Raw genomic sequence first — 23,457 nt, 5'->3', positions numbered from 1 at the left:
TCAGTCGTCGCTGATCGTGATGTTCGGCATGGCGGTGGCGGCCTGGTCGGACAGCGCGATACGCGCGCCGACGCAGCGGGCCGCCTGCTGGTAAATCATCGCGATCTGGCTTTCCGGGTCGGCGATGGTGGTGGGTTTGCCCCCGTCGGACTGCATGCGGATCGCCATGGAAAGCGGCAACGATGCCAGCAGCTCCACGCCGTACTGGGCCGCCAGCTTCTCGCCGCCACCCTCGCCGAACAGGTGCTCGGCGTGGCCGCAGTTGGAGCAGATGTGCACCGCCATGTTCTCCACCACGCCTAGCACGGGGATGTTCACCTTGCGGAACATCTCCACGCCCTTCCTGGCGTCCAGCAGGGCCAGGTCCTGCGGGGTGGTGACGATCACCGCGCCGGCCACCGGCACCTTTTGCGCCAGGGTCAGCTGGATGTCGCCAGTGCCCGGCGGCATGTCCACCACCAGGTAGTCCAGATCTTCCCAGGCGGTCTGGGTGATCAGCTGGATCAGCGCGCCAGACACCATCGGACCGCGCCATACCACGGGGGTGTTGTCGTCGGTCAGGAACGCCATGGACATCACCTGCACGCCATGGGCTTCAAGCGGAATGAAGAACTTCTGGTCGCGCACCTTCGGCCGGGTGCCTTCGGGAATGCCGAACATGATGCCCTGGCTGGGGCCGTAGATATCGGCGTCGAGAATGCCCACCCGCGCACCTTCACGGGCCAGCGCCAGGGCCAGGTTGGCCGCGGTGGTGGACTTGCCCACACCGCCCTTGCCGGAGGCCACGGCGATGATGTTCTTCACGTTGGCCAGCGCGGGCACCTGTTCCTGGGCCTTGTGCGCCTCAATGACGCAATCCACCTGAACCTCGGCGCGGTCCACGCCGTCCAGGTTTTCCAGGGCCATTTTCAGCATCTGTGCCCAGCCAGCCTTGAACAGGCCGGCGGCATAGCCGAGCTCCAGGCGCACGCGGACGTTGCCGCCCTGGATATCGACTTCGCGCAGACAGCCGGCGCTGACCGGGTCCTGATCGAGGTGGGGATCGGTGAACTGGCGCAGGGTGGCTTCGACCTGGGCGCGGGAAAGGCTACTCATCGCATGACTCCGGAAAGACCGAGCAAATCAGGCGGCTATCCTACCCGACCACCTCACCGCTGGGTCGTCCACGGGTGAAAAAATCGCGCCAGGCCTATATAGTTGCCGACTTCCCTTTTGTTCCATATCCGGTAGCCGAGCACCATGAGCGAGCCCCGCAAGATCCTTGTGACAAGCGCCCTTCCCTATGCCAACGGGTCCATCCACCTCGGGCATATGGTTGAGTACATCCAGACCGATATCTGGGTGCGCTTCCAGAAGATGCGTGGCAACCAGGCTGTCTACGTCTGCGCCGACGACGCCCACGGCTCGGCCATCATGCTGCGCGCCGAAAAGGAAGGCATCACTTCCGAGCAGCTGATCGACAACGTGCGCACCGAGCACACCGCCGACTTCGCCGATTTCCTGGTGGACTTCGACAACTACCACTCGACCCATTCGGAAGAGAACCGCGCGCTGTCCAGCAGCATCTACACCAAGCTGCGCGACGCCGGCCACATCGCCACCCGCCCGGTGACCCAGTACTTCGACCCGGACAAGCAGATGTTCCTGGCCGACCGCTTCATCAAGGGCACCTGCCCGAAATGCGCGGCCGACGACCAGTACGGCGACAACTGCGAAGTGTGCGGCGCGACCTACTCGCCCACCGAGCTGAAGAATCCGAAGTCCGCCATTTCCGGCGCCACTCCGGTGCTCAAGGAATCCCTGCACTACTTCTTCAAGCTGCCGGACTTCGACGCCATGCTGAAGGAGTGGACCCGCAGCGGCGCCCTGCAGGACTCGGTGGCCAACAAGATCGCCGAATGGCTGGACGCCGGCCTGCAGGAGTGGGACATCAGCCGTGATGCGCCCTACTTCGGCTTCGAGATCCCGGACGCCCCCGGCAAGTACTTCTACGTCTGGCTGGACGCCCCGATCGGCTACATGGCCAGCTTCCAGAACCTCTGCGCGCGCCGTCCGGAACTGGACTTCGACGCTTTCTGGAACAAGAACTCCAACGCCGAGCTGTACCACTTCATTGGCAAGGACATCGTCAACTTCCACGCCCTGTTCTGGCCCGCCATGCTCGAAGGCGCCGGCTACCGCAAGCCGACCGCACTGAACGTGCACGGCTACCTGACCGTGAACGGCCAGAAGATGTCCAAGTCCCGCGGCACCTTCATCAAGGCTCGCACTTACCTGGATCACCTGCAGCCGGAATACCTGCGCTACTACTACGCCTCCAAGCTGAGCCGCAGCGTCGACGACCTCGACCTGAACCTCGAAGACTTCGTGCAGAAGGTGAACTCCGACCTGGTGGGCAAGGTGGTCAACATCGCCAGCCGTTGCGCCGGTTTCATCCACAAGGGCAATGCCGGCAAGCTGGTGGCCGAGAACGCCGCGCCAGAGCTGTTCACCGAGTTCGCCGCCGCCGCGCCGAGCATTACCGAAGCCTATGAAAACCGTGACTTCGCCCGCGCCATGCGCGAAATCATGGCGCTCGCCGACCGTGCCAACGCCTGGATCGCCGACAAGGCGCCCTGGGCCCTGGCCAAGCAGGAAGGCAAGCAGGCCGAGGTCCAGGCCGTATGCGCCGCCGGTGTGAACCTGTTCCGCCAGTTGGTGATCTTCCTCAAGCCCGTGCTGCCGCAACTGGCCATCGCCGCCGAGCAGTTCCTCAATGTCGCTCCGCTGAGCTGGGACGACCACAAGGTGCTGCTGGCCGACCACCAGTTGAACGCCTTCAACCCGCTGATGACCCGCATCGAGCCGGCGAAGATCGAAGCCATGGTCGCCGCCTCCAAGGAAGACCTGGCCGCTGCTTCGGCGCCCAAGGGCAACGGCGAACTGGAGAAGGACCCGCTGGCGGCGGAAATCGCCTTCGACACCTTCGCCGCCGTCGACCTGCGCATCGCGCTGATCGAGAAAGCCGAGTTCGTCGAAGGCGCAGACAAGCTGCTGCGCCTGACCCTGGACATCGGCGACGCCAAGCGCAACGTCTTCTCCGGCATCAAGAGCGCCTACCCGGACCCGAGCAAGCTGGAAGGCCGCCTCACCCTGTACGTCGCCAACCTGGCGGCACGCAAAATGAAGTTCGGCGTCTCCGAAGGCATGGTCCTGGCCGCCGGCCCCGGTGGCGAGGAAATCTACCTGCTCAGCCCCGACAGCGGCGCCAAGCCCGGTCAGCGCGTGAAGTAAACCCGCCTCAGCAGAACGCCCGCATATGCGGGCGTTTTTGCTTCGGAGCTTCGACCCTTATCCCCAGACGCAGGATGTGGCGGGCGGCGCTCCGCTGGAACGAAGCGATACCCATCGCTGACTTCTGCCCGCCGACCGAATCCGCATGGACCTGAGCTAGCCTTGTATCAGGGCGCCGGCCATCGCGGCTGCACCCCTGTACCGCTCCGGCTGCATCCCGGATAATACGCGGCCCTTTTTCCAGCCTGGCGACGCTCCGTCCCTATGACCGACTTCATCTTCGCCCTGCTCGGTGCAGCGCTGGCCAATAACCTCATCCTCGGCCTGCCCCTTGGCGCCGACAGCCTGCGCCAGCCGCGCAGCCAGGCGCTGGCCCTGGCGGGTGGCGCGCTGATCGCCCTGGCCACCCCGCTCGCCTGGCTGCTCGACCAGTTCGTACTGGCGCCGCTGGAGCTGGGCGCGCTGCGCCTGTTCATCCTCTTGCCCTTGCTCGCCCCGCTCGCCTGGCTCTGCCTGGAGGGCGTCGGCCGTGCGCGACCTAATCTGCCCCGCGAAGGCCTCTGGCCCCTGCTGCTAGCGAACGGTGCGGCGCTCGGCGCCATGCTGATCGGCAGCGAGAGCGGTTTCGCCGCGGCTATTGGCCTGGGCCTCGGCGGTGGCCTGTGTTTCTGGCTGGTGCTGACCCTGTTGGACGACCTGCTGCAGCAAGTGGATGAAACCAAGGTGCCGGTTGCGTTCCGTGGCACACCGATGCTGCTGGTGTGTGCCGGCCTGATGGGGCTGGCCTTCCTCGGCTTCAATGGCATGGGGGCACAATGAGCCAGGCCAACCTGATCCAGAGCATCGATGCCCTCCTGCCACAAACCCAGTGCGGCAAGTGCGGTCACCCCGGCTGCAAGCCCTATGCCGAAGGCATCGCCCAGGGCGAGGCGATCAACAAGTGCCCGCCCGGCGGAAGCGCCACCATCCATGCCCTGGCCGATCTGTTGAAGGTCCAGCCGCTGCCGCTGGATGCGCCCAACGGCCCGGTGCCACCGCAGATCGCGTTCATCCGCGAGGCGGAATGCATCGGCTGCACCAAGTGCATCCAGGCCTGCCCGGTGGACGCCATCGTCGGCGCCGCCAAGCAGATGCACACCGTCATCACCGACGAATGCACTGGCTGCGAGCTTTGCGTGGCGCCCTGTCCGGTGGACTGCATCGACATCCTGCCCCTGGCCGAACCGGCAGCCAGCGCCCAGCGCCAGCACGCCGACCAGTTCCGTCAGCGTTTCGAATTCCGCAATGCACGCCTCGCCCGCGACGACGCCCGCCGCCGCGCCGAACGCGAGGCCCGTGCCGCCCGTGCCGCGCAGGCCCAGCAGAGCACGACTGCGGCGCCGCTGGACGCTGTACAGGCCGCCATCGAGCGGGTAAAGGCGCAGAAGGCCGCCATCCCGAGTCTCAGCGACCAGCAGAAGCGCCTGAAGATCGAGGCCGCCATGGCTCAGGTGGCGCTGAAGAAGGCCGAAGACAAGCTGGAGGTTTACGGCACGTCCGACCTGCAGGCACTGGTCGTCGAATTGCGCGCCGCCAACGACAAGGCCCAGACCGCGCTCAAGGCAGCCCTGGAGGCCGCCGCGCCACAGGCAGACGAAGCCACCCTCAAGCAGGCGAAGATCGCCGCCGCCATGAGCCGCACCCAACTGGCGAGGGCCGAGAAAGCCTTCGGTGATTCCCCCACCGAGGATCAGCAGGCCCAATTAGCTGAGCTGCGTGCCGCCGTGGACCAGGCACAGCAACGCCTGGACGCTGCTCATGGCGCCCCGGCCTCACCGGTGGCCACGGAAGGTGAAGCGCGCCTCAAACAGGCCAAGATCGCCCTCGTCAGCCGTCGCGCGGAGCTCAAGGGCGCCAAACAGCGCGGTGCAGATGAAGCGGAACTGGCTCCGTTGCGCCAGGCGCTGGCCGATGCCGAAGCCGCCCTGCACGCCGCCGAGGACGCCTCCGGCAAGCAGCCGCCGGACCTCCAGCGCATAGACAAGCGTCCCGTGGACCCGGCCGTGCGAGCGCTGAAAACCGAACTGGCCTACGCCCGCGCCGACGTCAGCAAGCTGGAGCGCCAGACTGACGCCGACCCGGCAGCGCTGGCCCAGGCTCGCGAGCGCCTGGCCCGGGCTGAGCGAAACCTCAATGAGCAGTCCTGAGCGGTGCTTCGTCTGTAGGAGCGAGCTTGCTCGCGAACGGACGCTGCAGCGCATTCTTCGCGAGCAAGCTCGTTCCGACGATTTCTTGCAGGTCCGCTCATGACCACGCGCCCGGCCTTCGACCCGCGCCCCAGCATGCAGCTGGTGTTGGTCGCCTGCCTGCCGGGCCTTCTCGCGCTGTTCTGGCAATACGGCTGGGGCAGCGTCCTGCAGTTGCTGGTGGCCTTGCCGGTCGCCCTCGCCTGCGAGGCACTGGTGCGCCGCCTGCGCCAGCAGCCCGCCCTACCGGAGTCGTCACTCCTCAACCAACCCTTGCTGGGTGAAGGCAGTGCCCTGGTCAGTGCAGTGCTGCTCGCGCTGGCCCTTCCGCCCTACTCACCCTGGTGGTTGACCGCCTGCGCCTGCGCCTTCGCCCTGTTATTCGGCAAGGCGCTGTTCGGTGGCTTTGGCCAGAATCCGCTCAACCCGGCCATGCTCGGCTATGCCCTGGTGCTGGTGGCCTTCCCGGCTCAGCTCAACCAGTGGCCCACGCCCGGCCAGCACCCCGGCCTGGGTGAATCCCTGCAGCAGGTGCTGGGCTTCGGCGGCGGTCTGGTGGATGGCTGGAGCCAGGCCACCGCGCTGGACAGCCTCAAGCACAACAACCGCCTGACCATCGACGAGCTCTTCGCCGGCCACGCCGCCTTCGGCAGCTTCGGCGGGCGCGGTGCGGAATGGGTCAACCTGGCGTTCCTGCTGGGCGGCCTGTTCCTGCTGCAGCGCAAGGTGATCCGCTGGCACGCGCCGGTGGGCCTGCTCGCCGGTCTCTTCGTGGTCAGCCTCGTGTGCTGGAACGGCTCCGGTTCGGATTCCAATGGCTCTCCCCTGCTCCATCTGTTCAGCGGCGCCACCATGCTCGGCGCCTTCTTCATCGCCACCGAACCGGTGTCCGGCGCCGGGAGTGATCGCGCGCGCCTGTTGTTCGGCGTCGGTACAGGCGTGCTGGTGTATGTAATTCGCACCTGGGGTGGGTATGCGGACGGCATGGCCTTCGCCATTCTGCTGATGAACCTGGTGGTGCCGACCCTCGATCGCCTTGCCGCGCGTGGCCAGGAGACGCAGCCATGAACGGGCGCAGCCTGGCATGGCTGGCGGCATTGGCAGGGCTTGGCCTGGCCGTGTTGATTGCCACCAGCCAATTGCTCGACCACCGCATCGACGCAGAACGCCAGGCGGCCGATGAGCGCGCCCTGCTCGACCTGCTCCCCCCAGGCAGCTACGACAACCATCCCCTGGCCCACCCCATCGCACTGCCCGCCAGCGAACTGCTGGGCGATCCGGCGCCAACCCAGGCCTGGCTGGCCACCCGCGAAGGCACGCCGATTGCCGTCCTGCTACCGGCCACTGCCAAGGGCTACGAAGGCCCGATCCACCTGCTGCTGGCCATACGCCCGGACGGCCGCCTGCTGGCCAGCAAAGTCCTCGGCCACCGGGAAACCGCGGGGATCGGCGACCGCATCGAACCCGCCCGCAGCGCCTGGCTGCAAATCTTCACCGGCGCCTCCCTGGCCGGCCATCCGGAAGCGGAATGGCGAGTGAAGGCCGACAAGGGCGAATTCGACCAGATCGCCGGCGCCACCATCACCTCCCGCGCCGTGGTCAGTGCCATCCAGCACGCGCTGCAATATTTCGATGGCCATCGCCAAATACTGCTCAGGAGCCCATCGCCATGAGCGTCCGGCATTTCGACCTGATAGGGCTGGTCCTGCTGTTGGGTGCCACGGACCTGCTGATCAAGGGCGTGGGGATTGCCCTCGCCGGCTTGCCTGTACTGGTGGTATTCGCCCTGGTCTTGCCGATCCTGCGCCGCCATCTACAAGACGCCGGCTACTGGCTCGGCGCGTTTCTGCTGGCCGCCCTGCTGGCGAGCCTGGCCAGCCTGCTGCTGCAGGCGGGCGCCTTCGAGTTGCATCGTGCCCTCGGCCCTTACCTCTACCTGCTGGTAGTGCCCTGCCTGCAATTGGCCGCAATGGAGTCCACGGACGCCGTCGATGGCCTGTACGCCGGGCTTGTCTTCACGTTGCTCGCCCTGTTGCTGGGTGCCCTGCGGGAAGCCCTTGGACATGCCAGCCTGTTCACCCACTTCGACTGGCTGTTGGGGCCTGTCGCGCTCGGCTGGCGCCTGCAGTTCGGTGCCGATGGCATTCCGCTGTTCGCCCTCGCGCCCGGAGCCTTTATCCTGCTGGGTACGCTATTGGCATTGCTGCGCCACTTGACCAACCGGACCGCTGATTCCCGATGAATGCCGCAAAACGCTACGAAATCTTCCGTCGTCTCCACGACGATGACCCCAACCCCACCACCGAGCTGGCCTACAGCACGCCATTCGAGTTGCTGATCGCGGTCATCCTTTCCGCGCAGTCGACCGACGTCGGCGTGAACAAGGCCACGGCCAAGCTGTACCCCGTGGCCAATACCCCGGAAGCCATCCATGCGCTGGGCGTTGAAGGCCTGTCGGAGTACATCAAGACCATCGGCCTGTACAACAGCAAGGCGAAGAACGTCATCGAGACCTGCCGCCTCCTCATCGAGAAGCATGGCAGCCAGGTGCCGGACAACCGCGAGGACCTCGAGGCCCTGCCCGGCGTCGGCCGCAAGACGGCCAACGTGGTGCTCAATACCGCCTTCCGCCAACCCGCCATGGCCGTGGATACGCACATCTTCAGGGTCAGCAATCGCACCGGCATCGCCCCCGGCAAGAACGTATTGGAAGTGGAGAAAAAGCTGCTGAAGTTCGTACCAAAAGAATTCCTGCTGGATGCCCACCATTGGCTGATCCTGCATGGCCGCTATGTCTGCGTGGCCCGCAAACCGCGCTGTGGGGCATGCCGCATCGAGGATCTGTGCGAATACAAGGCGAAGACTTCTGACGATTGATGTCCTATTGAATCGCTCAGGTATCTGATTGAAAAAATCTTTTTTACCAGCTCTGGCTTTGTGGTTATAAGGTGCGCCAAGAGCGCCCCGCATTGTGGAGTGAACCTTATGACCACTGCCAAAGAAGAAATCGAACTCGAAGAGGAATTCGTCTCCGAGGAATCCGACGATTCGGAAGCCCCGGCCGAAACCGCGAAGACCAACCTGACCAAGCGCCGCATCATCGACAACTACCTCGAAGAACGTCGCCTGCAGAAACAGCTCTCCGACTACGACTTCGACCTGTGACTGGCGCCTTGCCTGAAAAGCCCCGCAAATGCGGGGCTTTTTGTTTTGTGCTGTTAGCTGATCGCAGAACCCTTGTAGGGGCGAATTCATTCGCCAAGGGACGCGCAGCGGCCCACCCGTATTCCGAAAGGCAGGCCTTCGGCCTGCTTGGCGATTGAAATCGCCCCTACACGTGCAGGTCGCCGGCACAAACAACGGGCAAAAAGAAGCCGGCCCAAGGCCGGCTCAAAGACGCACAACAATTCGGTCAGCGCAGCTTTTCCATCATCTGGTAGTACCACATGCCCACCGCCAGCATGTGGTTGCCGAGGCGCTCGCTCAGCGGCACGCGGATGTGCTGGCACTGGGCGAAGGTGTCGAACTTCTCCAGGCTGCCGCTCATGGCGTTGGCCATGACCTCGCCCATGATGTGGGTGGTCGCCACGCCGTGGCCGGAGTAGCCCTGGCAGTACCAGACGTTCTTCGACAGCTTGCCCAGCTGCGGGATACGGTTCATCACGATGCCCATGGCGCAGCTCCACTTGAAGTCGATCTCCACGCCCTTGAGTTTCGGGAATGTGCGCTCGATGCAGGGCCGCAGCTCTGCGGCGATATCACGGGAATCGCGGCCGGAGTAATTGGCGCCACCGCCGAACAGCAGGCGGCCATCGGCGGTCATGCGGTAGTAGTCGAGCACGAAACGGCAGTCGTACACCGCCAGATCGTGCGGGTTGAGTTCCTTGGCCAGGTCACCCAGGGGTTTGGTGGTGACGATCCCGCCCATGGCCGGGAAGATCATGCCCTTGAGCTTCTTGCGCTCCAGCTTGTGGTAGACGTCGCCAGCCAGCAGGATCTGCTGGGCGTTGATCCGGCCGCGGCTGGTGACCACCGCCGGGCGATCGCCGTGGATGATGTCCTGCACCTCCGAATGTTCGAAGATCAGCGCGCCCAGGCTCGCAGCGGCCTTGGCTTCGCCGATGCACAGATTCAGCGGGTGCAGGTGCATGTTGCGAGTGTTCTTGACGGCGCCGACGTAGAGATCGGAGTCCAGGTGCTCGCGCACGCCGGCTGCATCCAGCAGGGTCACGTCGTCGCCCAGGCCACGGCGCACCGCCTCTTCATAGGACGCCTTCAGCTCGTCCATGTGCGAAGCCTTCATCGCCGCATGCAGGTGGCCGTGCTTGAGGTCGCACTGGATACCGTACTTCGCCACCCGGTTCTTGATGATCTCGTGGCCGCGCCAGCGCAGGTACCAGATGAAGTCGTCCACGTCCTTGCCCAGGAATCGGCTCATCTGCTTGCGCATTGCAGCATCGCCCGAGAGGCTGCCAGTTACCTGGCCGCCGTTGCGGCCGGTGGCGCCCCAGCCAATCTTGTGGGTCTCCACCAGGGCCACCTTGTAGCCGCGCTCCGCCATCTCCACCGCCGTCGCCACGCCGGTGAAGCCGCCACCAATAATGGCGACGTCGACGTTCACCTCACCGTCGAGGGTGGGATAGGCGGTCTCCTCGTTGAGGGTCGCGGAGTAATAGGAGGGCGCGCGCTCGGCGGCGGGCAGTGGGTGTTTGATTGCAGCGGTCATGGTGGAGTCCTTCGAAAATTCACAAGGCCGTCAGGGCAGACCTTCGGCCTGCTTGGCGAATGAATTCGCCCCTACAAGAGCAGCCTCGATTCAACATTGAGATTCGGGTTCAAGCCTGGTTCAGGTACCAGCGCCAATCCTGCTCGCCGACTTCGGACATGAACTGGCGGTACTCGGCGCGCTTCACCGCCTGGTAGACGCCCAGGAAGGCAGTGCCGAACGCGTCGCGGGCCCAGCTGGATTGCTCCAGGGCGCACAGCGAAGTCAGCCAGTCGGTGGGCAGCAACTCCGTCGCCTGGGCGTAGCCGTTGCCTTCGATAGGGTTGCCCGGATCGATGTCCTCGCGGATACCACGATGGATGCCGGCCAGGATGGCCGCCGCCGCCAGGTAAGGGTTCGCGTCGGCGCCGCAGATGCGGTGCTCGATGTGCCGGCTGTTGGCCGGGCCACCCGGCACGCGAAGGCTCACGGTGCGGTTATCCACACCCCAGGTCGGTGCCAGCGGTGCGTAGCTGTTGGCCTGGAAGCGGCGATAGGAGTTGGCGTTCGGGCAGAACAGCAGCAACGAATCCAGCAGGCTCTTGAGCATGCCCCCCACGGACTGCCGCAGCAGCGGGGTACCGGCGGGGTCTTCGCTGGCGTAGAGGTTGCGGCCTTCGGCGTCGGCCAGGCTCACATGCATGTGCATGCCGGTGCCGGCGATCTCGGCGAAGGGTTTGGCCATGAAGCAGGCCTGCATGCCATGGGCGTGGGCGACGCCCTTCACCAGGCGCTTGTAGCGCACGGCCTGATCCATGGCTTGCAGCGCATCGCCATGTTCGAGGGTGATTTCCACCTGGCCAGGAGCGTATTCGGAGATCGCGGTACGCGCCGGAATGCCCTGAGCCTTGCAGGCGGCATAGAGATCGGCGAGGAACGGCTCGATCTGCTCCAGTTCACGCAGCCCGTAAACCTGAGTGCCACGCGGACGATGGCCATCGGCATCCAGCGCAGGCTGCGGGCGGCCATCGGCGTCGCGTTTCTGATCCAGCAGGTAAAACTCCAGCTCGCAAGCCATTACCGGGTAGAAACCTTCGGCCTTGAGACGATCGATCACTTCCACCAGCACATGACGCGGGTCGGCGATGGCGGCGGGCATCCCCTCTTGCGGGTGCATGCTGACCTGTACGGCGGCGGTGGGCATCTTGCGCCAGGGCATGCGCACCAGGCTGCCGGTCAGCGGATAGGCGCGGCAGTCGATATCGCCCACATCCCATACCAGGCCGGAGTTTTCCACATCCTCGCCGTGCATGGTCAGGCCGAGGATGGTGCTGGGTAACGGACGGCCGCTTTCGTATACGGCCAGGAGCTCATCGCGATGCAACAGCTTGCCGCGAGGCACGCCATTGGCGTCGAGGATGAAGAGTTCGAATGCGTCGATATCCGGATTCTGTTCGAGGAAATCCCGGGCTTCCTGCACGCTGGCAAATGTCATGTCGCTCTCTTTAGTGCCCATGGGCACGCAATCTGACCCTCGCCGCTTCGGACAAGAGTCGAATTTCTCTTTCTGGGGTGAGGTGGCCGCTGCGGTGGCGGCCCGATCAGACGAGAGCGCTATCCGGCGGACGAGCGTGACGGCAATGCCAGAGCGCCCAGAAAGCGAGTTCGAGCGGCAGGGAAATCAGAAGGTGGCTGGCCCACTTGCGGGAGAACAGGACCGTGGGTGCGACTCCGGGAGCACGGCGCGCGGCGCGGGTCTGACCAAGGGTCAGGGCGCGGAGCGGGGAGGTGTGCGGAGTGGAACAACCCATGTAGGAAAGCTGCTTTATTGGAATGGGTTGGAGGCTCGCACGGCGTGATGGGTGAATAAAATCCAGGTTTTCCTATCTTTAGTTAAGCAACGGATAAACATTAAACCGGCCGTGAGAGCGAATTCATTCGCGACTGAACTCTCCCCCACATCTCCAGCTGTGGCTCCCGTGCGCACGGCGCACCCTACCGAAATAGGCATACCACCCGGCCTAACGCAGCTTCAGAGGGTCAACCAGGCCCGCCGCGATGGCCATGCCCACCAGGTCAGGCAGGCGCTCGGCCTGCATGCGTTTCATCACGCGGGCACGATAGAGGTCAATGGTCTTCACACTGATGTCCAACTGCTCGGCAATCTCGCGGTTGGTGTAGCCCTGTACCAGCGGTAGCAGCACATCGCGCTCACGCGGAGTCAGGCTGTCGAGACACTCCTGCAACTGGCCCTGGTCGCCCGAGACCGTGCGCTGGTGGTCGACGCGGGACAATGCCTGCTGCACGCTATCCAGCAGGAGCTGCTCGTTGTAGGGCTTCTCGATGAAATCATGGGCGCCCGCCTTGAAGGCGCGTACCACGATCGGCACATCGGCGTGGCCACTGACGAATATCACCGGTAGGTCCAGGCCGCGGCTGCGCATTTCCTCCTGAACATTGAGGCCACCCATTCCGGGCATGCGTACGTCGAGCAATACACAGGCGTCGAGGCTGGCATCGCAGGCATCGAGGAAGGCACGGCCGCTGGTGAATGGCAGCGCCTTGAGGCCTACCGACTCCAGGAGCCAGACCGTGGAATCGAGCATGCCCTGGTCGTCGTCCACCACATAGACCACCTGTTCTCCACTGTTGGACATCAAATCGCTCCTGTTGCCTTCTTGTTATTGCAGCGGCAGGCGGCAACGCATGAGCAGCCCGCCCTCCCCGTTCGGCATCCCGTCCAGTGCGCCGCCGAATCCTTCGACAATGCTGCGGCTCATCGACAGCCCCAGGCCCAGGCCATCCGGCTTGCTGGTGTAGAAGGGGGTGAAGATGCGCCCCAGTTCCTCTTCGCCCAGCCCTGGCCCCTGATCGCAAACCTCGATGAGCAGTTGGCCGTCCTGCGCCGAGGCTGCCAATCGGATGATCGATTCCCGGCCCGGATGAGCCTCGCGGTTGGCGTCGATGGCGTTGCGCAGCAGGTTGAGCAGCACCTGTTCGAGCAGCACCCGATCGGCGTAAACCGGCGGCAGATTGTCCGGTAATTGCTCGGCGATCGCCACCTGGCAGGCGCTGGCCTCCCAGGCGCACAGCCGTACCGCTTCGCGGACCACTTCGGCCACGTCCAGCGCCTGCATCTTGCGCTGTCCCTTGCGCAGGAAGGCCCGCAGCCGCTTGATCACTTCCGAGGCATGGTTGGCGTGTTCGGTGATGCGCTCCAGCCCCTGGGCCACTCGCTCTGCCGCCTTGGGGTTGCTGCCCAGGGATTGCAGGTAGCGCTGGCTGGCACTGGCGTAGTTGACTACCGCGGCGAGGGGCTGGTTGATCTCGTGGGCAATGCCGGAGGCCAGCTCCCCCAGGGTCACCAGCCGCGCGGTATGCGCCAGCTCATCCTGGTGGCGACGCTGCTGAGCCTCGCGCAGCTCGCGCTCGGTCATGTCGTGGGCCACCAGCGAGTAGTAGCGTTCGCCTCCCGCCGTACTGTGGGCCAGCAGCACCATGGACACCGGCACCGATGCGCCGCCGTCCGGTGGCAGCAGCCGCGAATCGATGCTCCACACCCCCTTGCGCTCGGCGGTGCGCCAGCCCTCCCGTTGCAGGCGCGCAAGATCGTCCGCCAGCATCACCTCGGCCAGAGCCGGCATCGGCTGTCGGGCCTCCAGGCCCAGAGCCCGGCGGGCGGCCGGGTTAAGGTAGGTGATGTGCCCAGCGGGGTCGACGAACAGCACAGGGTCGGTGTTGGCCTCCACCACCTCGGCCAGACGCCGCCGGTTCTCCTCGGCCTGCACCCGCGCGGTGATGTCGCGGGACACGCTGACCACCTCCACCACTGCCCCGGTGTAGGTCTCGCGGATAGCGCGGCTGGCCGTCTCGAACCAGAGGTAATGCCCTGCACGATGGCGGATGCGGTAAGTCATGGTGTGGTAACCGTCTTGCTCCAGCGCATCCCGGGCGCGCTGCACCAGTTGGGCCAGCTCCTGGGGATGAAAGAGGCACTGGGCGAGCTGTCCGCGCAGCTCTTCCGGCCAGTAACCGAGCAGGGTCCAGGAGGCCGGTGAGGCGTCGAGGAAGCGACCTTCGGGGGTATGCCGGGAAATCAGGTCGGTGGTGTTCTCAGTGATCAACCGGTAGAGGCGACGCGCCCGTGCCGCCTCGCGCTCGGCGAGGATCTGAGTGGTCGCTTCGCGGCAGCGCGCCAACACCCGCTGCTCCCGTAGATCGGGAATATAGGTCCAGACCAGAATGCGTTCGCCGCACTGGGCCTCCACCCCTTCAATGGCACGCTCCTGGGCCAGGCAGGCACGCACCAGGGAGGCATGGTTCACCGGCAAAAAGCGCAGCACCTCGGCCATGGGCATTTCCCCGAGCATCGCCAGCAGCGCGGCGTTCAGTTCCAGTGGGGCGGCTCCGGCATCCACCAGCAGGCTCGGCTGCGGGTCATGGCCAAGCAACGGCGAAGCGCGCAACAGGCCGTTGACGCTGCCGAGCAGAGTGGTGAGTAACTCATGCACGCAACCCAGCCAATCCAGCCCCACGCCTTCGTGTACTTCCACCAGCAGCAGCCCCCGCTGGCCGATCTCCAGCGTCAGGTCGAACGCTTGACCATGGCTGATCGCGGCCCGGCGCAGGCGGCCAGCCAGCCAGCAATCGAGCTGACGGAGTTCATGCAGTGACAGCCGCCCATCCTCTGCCAGACGCTCGACCAGACGTTCGTCGCTGGCCTGCAGCGGATCACCTTGGCCCGGTGGTAGCTGCTGGCAACTGCCCTCATGGCTGTAAATGCGAGCACCGGATTGCCAGCTCAGATAGAAGGCCTGCCGCACCTCAGCGCAACCGCGCAGCGCCCTGCATAGGGCATCGGCGCGGGCCGCCAGGGGCACGCCCTCGCGTTGCAGGCGCAGCCAAGTGTGAAGTCGAACCGGAGTCTGGGTCATGGCGAGTCCAGCGCTGGGGGGGTGGGCAAGGATATACCGGCCTGCAGAAGGAACAGAAACAATATAGTACTTCTACTATATGACTATAGAATTACTTCCATACCATTGTGAACTTGGTATATAAATCACCCCAGAGAGCTACCGGCCTCTTCCAGATGCGCCGGTGCAGAAGAGCTAATAATCAGCCGCCGGGTATCCAGCATGTCGATCTACGATCAGGGCCTCGCCCCTGCTGCCGTCAACCACATCGCCCTCTCCCCCCTCAGCTTCATCGAGCGCACTGCCGCCGTTTACCCTCATTACCCGGCCGTGATCCACGGCTCCATCCGCCGCAACTGGGCGCAGACCTATGCGCGCTGCCGGCGTCTGGCGTCGGCCCTGGCCGGCCGTGGCATTGGCAAGGGAGACACGGTGGCGGTGATGCTGCCGAACATCCCGCAGATGCTCGAGGCGCACTTTGGCGTGCCGATGATCGGCGCGGTGCTCAACACCCTGAACGTGCGCCTGGACGCCGAAGCCATTGCCTTCATGCTGCAGCACGGCGAAGCCAAGGTGCTGATCACCGACCGCGAGTTCCATGAGGTGATCCACGCCGCCATCGGCATGCTCGACCACCCACCACTGGTGATAGACGTCGAGGACCCGGAATACGGCGAGGGCGTGGCCGTGAGTGAGCTGGACTACGAAGCGCTGCTGGCAGAAGGCGACCCGGACTACGCCTGGCAATGGCCCGAGGATGAATGGCAGGCCATCTCCCTGAACTACACCTCTGGCACCACCGGAAATCCCAAAGGCGTGGTCTACCACCACCGTGGCGCCTACCTGAACGCCCTTGGCAACCAGATGACCTGGAACATGGGCAACCATCCGGTCTACCTCTGGACGCTGCCGATGTTCCACTGCAACGGCTGGTGCTACCCCTGGACCGTAACCGCGCTGGCAGGCGTGCACGTCTTCCTGCGCCGGGTCGACCCGCAGAAAATCCTCAACCTGATTCGCGAACACCAGGTCAGCCACCTGTGCGGTGCGCCCATCGTGCTCAACGCCCTGGTTAACATGCCCGAATCGGCCAAGGCCGCCATCGACCACCCGGTGAACGCCATGGTGGCCGGTGCCGCACCGCCGGCCAAGGTGATTGGTGCCGTAGAGGAAATGGGCATCCGCGTGACCCATGTCTACGGCCTCACCGAGGTCTACGGGCCGGTGACCGTCTGTGCCTGGCACGAGGAATGGGACGAGCTGCCGCTGGAAGAACGCGCCCGCATCAAGTCCCGCCAGGGCGTGCGCTACCCCACCCTGGAAGGCGTGATGGTGGCTGATCCGAAGACCCTCGAACCCGTCCCCATGGACGGCCAGACCATCGGCGAGATCTTCATGCGCGGCAACACCGTCATGAAGGGCTACCTGAAGAATCCCAGCGCAACCAGCGAAGCCTTCGAGGGCGGCTGGTTCCACACCGGCGACCTGGCGGTCTGGCACCCGGATGGCTACGTGGAAATCCGCGACCGGTTGAAGGACATCATCATTTCCGGTGGTGAAAACATCTCCACCATCGAACTGGAAGGCGTGCTCTACCGCCACCCAGCGGTACTGGAAGCGGCCGTGGTGGCGCGCCCGGACGAAAAATGGGGTGAAACCCCCTGCGCCTTCATCACCCTCAAGGCCGACCAGCAGGAAACACGTGAGGCCGACATCATCGCTTTCTGCCGCGAACACCTGGCCGGTTTCAAGGTGCCGAGGACGGTGATCTTCACCCAGTTGCCGAAGACCTCCACCGGCAAGATCCAGAAGTACGTCCTGCGGGATATGGCGAAGAACCTCTAACCCGCCTCCGGCAGCGGCCGGACACAGCAGCGCTTCAAGAACAGGGTGGCAGCCAGCGGTTGCCACCAAGGGTCGTCGCATGCCCAAAAAAACTGCGGCGGCCGGCAACAGGCATCGACAACAACAACAAGCGGAGCCCGTCATGAGTACCCACGACACACCTCACGTCCAAAGCTGCGACCGCATCCGGTCAAACCCCAAGTTCCAACGTCTGGCACGCCAACGCGCGGTGCTCGCCTGGTCGCTCAGCGCCGTGGTGCTGGGCGTCTACTACCTGTTCATCATGCTGGTGGCCTTCGTCCCCGGCTGGTTGCACATGCCACTCTACGAGGGCAGCCACCTCAGTCGGGGCATCCCACTGGGCGCCGCCATCATTGTCCTTTCCTGGCTGCTGACCGCCTGGTACGTGCGCAGCGCAAACACCCGTTTCGACAGCCTCAGCACAGAAATCCTCGCGGAGGCCCAGGCATGAAAGCCCTACTCGCCCTCTTCGCCCTGGCACCCCTGAGCGTCTTCGCAGACACCATCACCGCGCAGAAGCAACCGCTCAACCCGCATGCCATCGGCATGTTCTTCGTTTTCGTCCTCGCCACCCTGGCGATTACCTGGTGGGCCGCACGCCGCACCCGCTCCACCGCCGACTTCTACACCGCTGGCGGCGGTATCTCGGGCTTCCAGAATGGTCTTGCCATTGCCGGTGACTACATGTCCGCGGCCACCTTGCTGGGCCTGACCAGCCTGGTATTCACCAAGGGCTACGATGGCTTCGTCTACATCATCGGTTTCTTCGTCGGCTGGCCGGTGATCACCTTCCTGATGGCCGAGCGCCTGCGCAACCTGGGCAAGTACACCTTCGCCGACATCGTCTCCTACCGCCTCGACCAGACCCGCGTACGCAGCTTCGCCGCCCTCGGATCGCTGACGGTGGTCTGCTGCTACCTGATTGTGCAGATGGTCGGCGCGGGCCAACTGATCAAGCTGCTGTTCGGACTGGACTATCAGATGGCGGTGGTGGTGGTCGGTGTGCTGATGCTGGTCTACGTGATCTTCGGCGGCATGATCGCCACCACCTGGGTGCAGATCGTCAAGGCCGTCCTGCTGCTGGCCGGTGGCACCACCCTGATGCTGATGGCCATGAGCGAGTTCGGCTTCAGCTTCGAGGAACTGGCCGGCCGCGCGGTGGAAACCCATGCCATCGGCAACGGCATCATGGGCCCCGGCTCGATGCTGGCCGACCCGATCAATGCCGTCTCGCTGTCCCTCGGCCTGGTGTTTGGCATCGCCGGCCTGCCGCACATCCTCATGCGCTTCTTCACCGTCCCCAACGCCAAGGAAGCCCGCCGCTCGGTGCTGTTCGCCACCGGCTTCATCGGCTTCTTCTTCCTGGTGGTGTGCGTGCTCGGCTACACCGCCATCGTCATCGTCGGAACCGACCCGCAGTACTTCGTCGACGGCAAGCTGGGCGGCGCCCTGGTAGGTGGCGGCAACATGGTCGCCATGCACCTGGCCCAGGCCGTGGGTGGCAACCTGTTCCTCGGTTTCCTCTCCGCTGTGGCCTTCGCCACCATTCTCGCCGTGGTCGCAGGCCTCGCCCTGGCGGGCGCCTCGGCCATCTCCCACGACCTTTACGCCACCGTGCTGAAGAAAGGCCGTGCCAGCGAGAAGGATGAAATGCGCGTGAGCCGCATCGCCACCGTCTGCCTGGGCCTGGTGGCCATCGGCCTGGGTCTGTTGTTCGAGCAGATGAACATCGCCTTCCTGGTCGGCCTGACCTTCGGCGTCGCCGCTTCGGCCAACTTCCCGGTGCTGATCATGGCCATGTACTGGAAGGGCCTGACCACCCGTGGCGCCCTCTGCGGTGGCCTCGTCGGCCTGGTGTCGGCCCTGGTGCTGGTGATCCTCTCGCCAGCGGTGTGGGTGACGGTGCTCGGCCATGCCAAGGCGATCTTCCCCTATGACCACCCGGCGCTGTTCTCCATGCCGTTGGCCTTCGCGGTGATCGTGCTGGTTTCCAGCCTGGACCGCAGCGCCCGCGCAAGCCGCGAGCGGGCCGCCTACGCCGACCAATTCGTCCGCGCCCAGACCGGCCTGGGAGCCGCGGCCGCCAGCAGCCATTGATCCATCCGGCACGGCCTGCGGGCCGTGCCTTCCCGCAATCGCCGTAACAGAGGTTCCTCGCCATGCCCGAATACAACGCCCCGCTGCGCGACCTGCGCTTCGTCCTGCATGAGGTCTTCGACGCCCCGTCCCTCTGGGCGCGCCTGCCTGCGTTGGCCGAACGGGTCGATGCCGATACCGCCGACGCAATCCTGGAAGAAGCGGCCAAGGTCACTGGGCAGCTCATCGCCCCGCTCAACCGCAGCGGCGACGAAGAAGGCGCGCAGTGGCACGCGGGCGTGGTCAGCACCCCCGCAGGCTTCAAAGAGGCCTACGGCACCTACATCGAGGGTGGCTGGGTAGGGCTTTCCGGCAACCCGGACTTCGGCGGTCTGGGCATGCCGAAGATGCTCGCCGTGCAGTTCGAGGAAATGCTCTACGCCGCGAACTCCAGCTTCGCCCTGTATTCCGCGCTGTCTTCCGGCGCTTGCCTGGCCATCGACGCCCACGCCAGTGCCGAGCTGAAACAGGCCTACCTGCCCCCGATGTACGAAGGGCGCTGGGCCGGCTCCATGTGCCTCACCGAACCACAAGCTGGTACCGACCTCGGCATCATCCGCACCAGGGCCGAACCCCAGGCCGACGGCAGCTACCGCATCACCGGTACCAAGATATTCATCACCGGCGGCGAACAGGATCTCACCGAGAACATCATCCACCTGGTGCTGGCCAAGCTGCCGGATGCGCCCGCCGGACCAAAAGGCATCTCGCTATTCCTGGTGCCCAAGGTCATGGTCAGTGCGGACGGTTCGCTGGGCGAGCAGAACGCCGTGTCCTGCGGCTCCATCGAACACAAGATGGGCATCAAGGCCTCGGCCACCTGCGTCATGAACTTCGACGGCGCCAGCGGCTGGCTGATCGGCGAAGCCAACAAGGGCCTGGCCGCGATGTTCACCATGATGAACTACGAGCGTCTGTCCATCGGCATCCAGGGCATTGGCTGCGCCGACGCCTCCTACCAGGCCGCCGTGACCTACGCCCGCGAGCGCATCCAGAGCCGCGCACCCGCCGGCCCGGTGGCGCAGGACAAGGTGGCCGACCCAATCATCCATCACCCCGACGTGCGCCGCATGCTGCTCAGCATGAAGGCCATGACCGAGGGCGGCCGCGCCTTCGCCTGCTATGTCGGCCAGCAACTGGACCTGGCCAAGTACACCGATGACAGCGACGAACGCAAGCGCGCCGAGGCCCTGGTGGCCCTGCTCACTCCGGTGGCCAAGGCCTTCTTCACCGACACCGGACTGGACAGCTGCGTGCTCGGCCAGCAGGTGTTCGGTGGTCACGGCTACATCCGCGAATGGGGCCAGGAACAACTGGTACGCGATGTACGCATTGCGCAGATCTACGAAGGCACTAACGGCATCCAGGCCCTCGACCTGCTCGGCCGCAAGGTAGTGGCCAATGGCGGCGCCGCGCTCAAGCTGTTCTGCGCCGAGGTGCGCGCCTTCGCCAGCCAACCTGCCGCGCCCTACTCCGCCGAGCTGCTGGAAGCACTCGGACGCCTGGAGGGCACCAGTGAATGGCTGCTGGCCCAGGCCAGCCGCAGCCCCAACGAAGTGGGCGCTGCCTCGGTGGAATACCTGCAGCTCTTCGGCCATGTGGCCTACGCCTGGCTGTGGGCGCGCATGGCTGCCGTAGCCGAAGCGCGTCAAGCCGAGGACGAGGCCTTTTACGGTGCCAAGCGGGCCACCGCCGAGTTCTTCTTCCGCCGCCTGCTGCCGCGCACCCTCGCCCTGGAGGCCAGCATCCGCACTGGCGCCGAGCCGCTCTTCGGCCTTTCCAGCGAACAGTTCTGACGATTGAGCGTGGCGCGGCCTGGGCTCCTTTGGGCCGCGCTTTTTTATTCCGCTGTACCTGAAAAAACAACAACAAGAGGAATCACGATGACCCGTAACCCCCTCACCACCGTCCTGCTGCTGTCTGGCGGCGCCCTCGGTCTATCCGGCACCGCCACAGCGGACTTCATCAAGGATTCGAAAGCCAGCCTGGAGCTGCGCAACTTCTACTTCAACCGCGACTTCCGCCAGCACGCCGCCCCGCAGGCCAAGGCCGAGGAATGGGCGCAAGGCTTCCTCCTGCGCTACGAGTCGGGCTTCACCGAAGGCAGCATCGGCGTCGGCCTGGACGCTATCGGCCTGCTGGGCGTGAAGCTGGACTCCAGCCCCGACCGCGCCGGCTCCGGCCTGCTCAAGCGAGATCGCGAAGCCCCCAAACGCGCCCAGGACGAGTACGGTGAGCTGGGCCTGACCGCCAAGCTGCGGGCCTCGAAGAGCACCCTCAAGCTCGGCACCCTGATGCCCAAGCTGCCGGTGCTGCTGGCCAACGATTCGCGCCTGCTGCCGCAGACCTTCGAAGGGGGCCAGCTGAATTCCCTGGAGATCGACGGCCTGACCGTCGACGCCGGACGCCTCACCCAGGTGAACCAGCGCGACTCCTCCGACTACGAGGACATGAGCATCACCACCGTCGGGGTGAAGAACATCCGCGCGCGCCAGACCACCAGCGACGCCTTCGACTTCGCCAACCTCAGCTACAAGTGGAACGACGCCCTGACTACCGGCTATGGCTTCGGCCGCCTGGACGACTTCTACCGCCAGCACTACCTGAGCCTGAACCACTTGCTGCCCCTCGGCGACGGCCAGAGCCTGAAGAGCGACCTGCGCTTCGCCCGCTCCACCGACGAGGGCGGCAGCAATGTCGACAACAAGGCCTTCGGCGCCATGTTCACCTACGGCTTCGGCGGCCACGCCCTCGGCCTGGGCTACCAGCGCATGAGCGGCGACACCGGCTTCGCCTACGTCAACGGCAGCGACGCCTACCTGGTGAACTTCGTGCAGATCAGCGACTTCGCCAACCGCGAGGAGCGTTCCTGGCAGGCACGTTACGACTACAACTTCGCGGCCGTGGGGATTCCCGGGCTGACCTTCATGACCCGCTACCTCTCCGGCGACGGCGTGGAACTGGGCGCCGGTCGCGAAGACGGCAAGGAATGGGAGCGCGACACCGACATCGCCTACGTGGTGCAGAGCGGACCGCTGAAGAACCTCGGCCTCAAATGGCGCAATGCCACGGTGCGCACCACCAACTTCGGCAACGACCTCGACGAGAACCGCCTGATCCTCAGCTACACCCTGCCGCTCTGGTAAGGGGTCACCGCGGCAGGACTGCGTCCTGCTTGGCGAATGAATTCGCCCCTACAGGAGCCGGCTCCTGTAGGTTGGCGCAGAGCGCAGCGAAGCCCAACACAACGGGTTCCCCCCAAAGCTGAGTACCACAGCATTTGTAGGAGCGAGCTCTGCTCGCGAACCTTCCGAGCCGGACCCTTTCGCGAGCAAGCTCGCTCCTACACAAAAGCTGTGCTGCGTATTTAGATCGACCTACGGCATCCACCCTCGCAAAGCACAACAACGGGGCGTTCCCTGCAGCACCAACCTGCGACAGCGAGCCAAGCACCATCACTGCTTGTAAGGATCCAGAACCGCTTCCTTCGGGCCCTTCAGAATCCACACCACCAGCTTCGCCGGTTTGGATTCGCTGGCGTTGCGCGATTGCAGGTGGACGCTGCCGGCGGGTTCATACCAACTTTCGCCCGCCTTGAAGTGCTTGGCTTCCTCGCCCTTGAGCTGGGAGATCACCTCCCCTTCCTCCACGTAGGCGAACACCGATCCCGCATGACTATGAGCCACGGAGCGCTGCCCCGGCGCATAGTCCACGGTCAGCAGGATGGCCTGCTTGCCTGGCGCGTTGAGCAGCTCGTGATCCTGCAGGATCGTGACTTGCTCCTGGCCCTCGCCCGCTTCGTGCGCATACGCCAGGGGGAGGTTCAACAGCACCAGGCCGGCGGCCAGGGCACTCAAAGTCTTCAGGTTGCGCATGGTGGCCTCACTCGCTCGGGATTTTGCGGAAGCCGACTGCCAGCCGGTTCCAGGAGTTGATGGTGCTGATGGCCAGGGTCAGGTCCACGCGCTCGCGCTCGCTGAACTCGGCGGCCAGCTGCGCGTAGTCCTCATCCGGGGCGTGGGTTTCTGACAGACGCGTCAGCGATTCGGTCCAGGCCAGGGCAGCGCGCTCGCGGGCGGTGAAGAAAGGGCTTTCACGCCAGACGGCTACCGAGTAGAGACGGCGCTCGGTTTCCCCGCGCTTGCGGGCGTCCGAGCTGTGCAGGTCGACGCAGAAGGCGCAGCCGTTGAGCTGCGATGCACGCAGCTTCACCAGTTCCAGCAGCGGCTTCTCCAGCGGCAATTTGCTCACCGCCGCGTCCAGGGCAAGCATCGCCTTAAGGGCATCGGGGGAGGCGGCGTAGAAATCCAGGCGGGGTGTCATCGGGGCATCCTCAGGG

20 protein-coding genes are annotated in these 23,457 nt (G+C 65.0%); 13 read left to right on the top strand and 7 right to left on the bottom strand.

Annotated elements, in window-relative coordinates; genetic code table 11:
* Window positions 1-1,095, bottom strand: a complete 1,095-nt coding sequence (apbC, locus tag MnOB_RS27995; protein WP_077527805.1) for an iron-sulfur cluster carrier protein ApbC — start codon at window positions 1,093-1,095, stop codon at window positions 1-3.
* A gap of 144 nt (window positions 1,096-1,239) precedes the next feature.
* On the opposite strand from apbC, the gene metG reads away from it, so the two are divergent.
* From metG to MnOB_RS27955, 8 genes are all read left to right on the top strand, one after another.
* Window positions 1,240-3,273: a methionine--tRNA ligase gene (metG, locus tag MnOB_RS27990; RefSeq protein WP_077527804.1), complete on the top strand. Its 2,034-nt coding sequence runs from the start codon at window positions 1,240-1,242 to the stop codon at window positions 3,271-3,273.
* A 264-nt stretch (window positions 3,274-3,537) separates the two neighbouring features.
* A complete protein-coding gene (locus MnOB_RS27985; RefSeq protein WP_077527803.1) occupies window positions 3,538-4,092 on the top strand; it encodes an Rnf-Nqr domain containing protein in 555 nt (184 codons plus the stop codon).
* Window positions 4,089-5,459: an electron transport complex subunit RsxB gene (gene rsxB / locus MnOB_RS27980; protein ID WP_077527802.1), complete on the top strand. Its 1,371-nt coding sequence runs from the start codon at window positions 4,089-4,091 to the stop codon at window positions 5,457-5,459. Before MnOB_RS27985 ends, rsxB begins: the two co-directional genes overlap by 4 nt.
* A 99-nt stretch (window positions 5,460-5,558) precedes the next feature.
* The gene (locus MnOB_RS27975; protein ID WP_077527801.1) at window positions 5,559-6,566 is read left to right on the top strand and encodes an RnfABCDGE type electron transport complex subunit D; all 1,008 of its coding nucleotides are present in this window, start codon (window positions 5,559-5,561) and stop codon (window positions 6,564-6,566) included.
* Complete coding sequence (locus MnOB_RS27970; protein WP_077527800.1) at window positions 6,563-7,171, top strand: RnfABCDGE type electron transport complex subunit G; 609 nt, start codon at window positions 6,563-6,565, stop codon at window positions 7,169-7,171. Before MnOB_RS27975 ends, MnOB_RS27970 begins: the two co-directional genes overlap by 4 nt.
* The gene (locus MnOB_RS27965) at window positions 7,168-7,740 is read left to right on the top strand and encodes an Rnf-Nqr domain containing protein (protein ID WP_077527799.1); all 573 of its coding nucleotides are present in this window, start codon (window positions 7,168-7,170) and stop codon (window positions 7,738-7,740) included. The genes MnOB_RS27970 and MnOB_RS27965 overlap by 4 nt, the downstream gene beginning before the upstream one ends.
* Complete coding sequence (nth, locus tag MnOB_RS27960; RefSeq protein ID WP_077527798.1) at window positions 7,737-8,375, top strand: endonuclease III; 639 nt, start codon at window positions 7,737-7,739, stop codon at window positions 8,373-8,375. Before MnOB_RS27965 ends, nth begins: the two co-directional genes overlap by 4 nt.
* Before the next feature lie 108 nt (window positions 8,376-8,483).
* Window positions 8,484-8,663, top strand: a complete 180-nt coding sequence (locus MnOB_RS27955; RefSeq protein WP_077527797.1) for a PA3496 family putative envelope integrity protein — start codon at window positions 8,484-8,486, stop codon at window positions 8,661-8,663.
* 247 nt (window positions 8,664-8,910) lie between these two features.
* Here MnOB_RS27955 and MnOB_RS27950 read toward each other — a convergent pair whose 3' ends face one another.
* From MnOB_RS27950 to MnOB_RS27930, 4 genes are all read right to left on the bottom strand, one after another.
* Window positions 8,911-10,224, bottom strand: coding sequence for an NAD(P)/FAD-dependent oxidoreductase (locus MnOB_RS27950; RefSeq protein ID WP_077527796.1), 1,314 nt, complete (start codon window positions 10,222-10,224; stop codon window positions 8,911-8,913).
* A gap of 109 nt (window positions 10,225-10,333) precedes the next feature.
* The gene (locus tag MnOB_RS27945) at window positions 10,334-11,698 is read right to left on the bottom strand and encodes a glutamine synthetase family protein (protein WP_077527795.1); all 1,365 of its coding nucleotides are present in this window, start codon (window positions 11,696-11,698) and stop codon (window positions 10,334-10,336) included.
* 526 nt (window positions 11,699-12,224) lie between these two features.
* A complete protein-coding gene (locus MnOB_RS27935) occupies window positions 12,225-12,860 on the bottom strand; it encodes a response regulator transcription factor (RefSeq protein ID WP_077527794.1) in 636 nt (211 codons plus the stop codon).
* A gap of 24 nt (window positions 12,861-12,884) precedes the next feature.
* Entirely contained in the window at window positions 12,885-15,137 is a 2,253-nt protein-coding gene (locus MnOB_RS27930; RefSeq protein WP_107504144.1) for a PAS domain-containing sensor histidine kinase, read from the bottom strand.
* Window positions 15,138-15,338: 201 nt separating this feature from the next.
* Between MnOB_RS27930 and MnOB_RS27925 the strand changes: the two genes are divergently transcribed.
* The 5 genes from MnOB_RS27925 to MnOB_RS27905 all read left to right on the top strand — a co-directional run bounded on the left by MnOB_RS27925 (window position 15,339) and on the right by MnOB_RS27905 (window position 22,264).
* Window positions 15,339-16,961 carry an acyl-CoA synthetase gene (locus tag MnOB_RS27925; protein WP_077527793.1) on the top strand — a complete coding sequence of 541 codons (1,623 nt, stop codon included), beginning with the start codon at window positions 15,339-15,341 and terminating at the stop codon, window positions 16,959-16,961.
* Between the two features lie 142 nt (window positions 16,962-17,103).
* Complete coding sequence (locus MnOB_RS27920) at window positions 17,104-17,433, top strand: DUF485 domain-containing protein (RefSeq protein ID WP_077527792.1); 330 nt, start codon at window positions 17,104-17,106, stop codon at window positions 17,431-17,433.
* Window positions 17,430-19,079 (top strand): cation acetate symporter, encoded by a 1,650-nt coding sequence (locus MnOB_RS27915; RefSeq protein WP_077527791.1) that lies wholly within the window; start codon window positions 17,430-17,432, stop codon window positions 19,077-19,079. The genes MnOB_RS27920 and MnOB_RS27915 overlap by 4 nt, the downstream gene beginning before the upstream one ends.
* Window positions 19,080-19,141: 62 nt before the next feature.
* On the top strand, window positions 19,142-20,914 hold the full coding sequence (locus MnOB_RS27910; RefSeq protein ID WP_077527790.1) for an acyl-CoA dehydrogenase C-terminal domain-containing protein: 1,773 nt from the start codon (window positions 19,142-19,144) through the stop codon (window positions 20,912-20,914).
* An 87-nt stretch (window positions 20,915-21,001) separates the two neighbouring features.
* Window positions 21,002-22,264, top strand: coding sequence for an OprD family porin (locus MnOB_RS27905; RefSeq protein ID WP_077527789.1), 1,263 nt, complete (start codon window positions 21,002-21,004; stop codon window positions 22,262-22,264).
* Between the two features lie 309 nt (window positions 22,265-22,573).
* On the opposite strand, the gene MnOB_RS27900 is transcribed toward MnOB_RS27905, so the two are convergent.
* Complete coding sequence (locus MnOB_RS27900) at window positions 22,574-22,993, bottom strand: cupin domain-containing protein (protein ID WP_077527788.1); 420 nt, start codon at window positions 22,991-22,993, stop codon at window positions 22,574-22,576.
* Window positions 22,994-23,000: 7 nt separating this feature from the next.
* Window positions 23,001-23,441, bottom strand: coding sequence for a carboxymuconolactone decarboxylase family protein (locus tag MnOB_RS27895; protein WP_077527787.1), 441 nt, complete (start codon window positions 23,439-23,441; stop codon window positions 23,001-23,003).
* Between the last annotated feature and the right edge of the window lie 16 nt (window positions 23,442-23,457).

The organism is Metapseudomonas resinovorans, from assembly GCF_002003485.1.
GTDB lineage: Bacteria > Pseudomonadota > Gammaproteobacteria > Pseudomonadales > Pseudomonadaceae > Metapseudomonas > Metapseudomonas resinovorans_D.
This window is presented reverse-complemented; position numbering and strand designations above follow the sequence as displayed.

Coding starts and splice junctions, on each gene's coding strand:
- apbC (WP_077527805.1), bottom strand. CDS start 1,095: ATGAGTAGCCTTTCCCGCGCCCAGGTCGAAGCCACCCTGCGCCAGTTC.
- metG (WP_077527804.1), top strand. CDS start 1,240: ATGAGCGAGCCCCGCAAGATCCTTGTGACAAGCGCCCTTCCCTATGCC.
- MnOB_RS27985 (WP_077527803.1), top strand. CDS start 3,538: ATGACCGACTTCATCTTCGCCCTGCTCGGTGCAGCGCTGGCCAATAAC.
- rsxB (WP_077527802.1), top strand. CDS start 4,089: ATGAGCCAGGCCAACCTGATCCAGAGCATCGATGCCCTCCTGCCACAA.
- MnOB_RS27975 (WP_077527801.1), top strand. CDS start 5,559: ATGACCACGCGCCCGGCCTTCGACCCGCGCCCCAGCATGCAGCTGGTG.
- MnOB_RS27970 (WP_077527800.1), top strand. CDS start 6,563: ATGAACGGGCGCAGCCTGGCATGGCTGGCGGCATTGGCAGGGCTTGGC.
- MnOB_RS27965 (WP_077527799.1), top strand. CDS start 7,168: ATGAGCGTCCGGCATTTCGACCTGATAGGGCTGGTCCTGCTGTTGGGT.
- nth (WP_077527798.1), top strand. CDS start 7,737: ATGAATGCCGCAAAACGCTACGAAATCTTCCGTCGTCTCCACGACGAT.
- MnOB_RS27955 (WP_077527797.1), top strand. CDS start 8,484: ATGACCACTGCCAAAGAAGAAATCGAACTCGAAGAGGAATTCGTCTCC.
- MnOB_RS27950 (WP_077527796.1), bottom strand. CDS start 10,224: ATGACCGCTGCAATCAAACACCCACTGCCCGCCGCCGAGCGCGCGCCC.
- MnOB_RS27945 (WP_077527795.1), bottom strand. CDS start 11,698: ATGACATTTGCCAGCGTGCAGGAAGCCCGGGATTTCCTCGAACAGAAT.
- MnOB_RS27935 (WP_077527794.1), bottom strand. CDS start 12,860: ATGTCCAACAGTGGAGAACAGGTGGTCTATGTGGTGGACGACGACCAG.
- MnOB_RS27930 (WP_107504144.1), bottom strand. CDS start 15,137: ATGACCCAGACTCCGGTTCGACTTCACACTTGGCTGCGCCTGCAACGC.
- MnOB_RS27925 (WP_077527793.1), top strand. CDS start 15,339: ATGTCGATCTACGATCAGGGCCTCGCCCCTGCTGCCGTCAACCACATC.
- MnOB_RS27920 (WP_077527792.1), top strand. CDS start 17,104: ATGAGTACCCACGACACACCTCACGTCCAAAGCTGCGACCGCATCCGG.
- MnOB_RS27915 (WP_077527791.1), top strand. CDS start 17,430: ATGAAAGCCCTACTCGCCCTCTTCGCCCTGGCACCCCTGAGCGTCTTC.
- MnOB_RS27910 (WP_077527790.1), top strand. CDS start 19,142: ATGCCCGAATACAACGCCCCGCTGCGCGACCTGCGCTTCGTCCTGCAT.
- MnOB_RS27905 (WP_077527789.1), top strand. CDS start 21,002: ATGACCCGTAACCCCCTCACCACCGTCCTGCTGCTGTCTGGCGGCGCC.
- MnOB_RS27900 (WP_077527788.1), bottom strand. CDS start 22,993: ATGCGCAACCTGAAGACTTTGAGTGCCCTGGCCGCCGGCCTGGTGCTG.
- MnOB_RS27895 (WP_077527787.1), bottom strand. CDS start 23,441: ATGACACCCCGCCTGGATTTCTACGCCGCCTCCCCCGATGCCCTTAAG.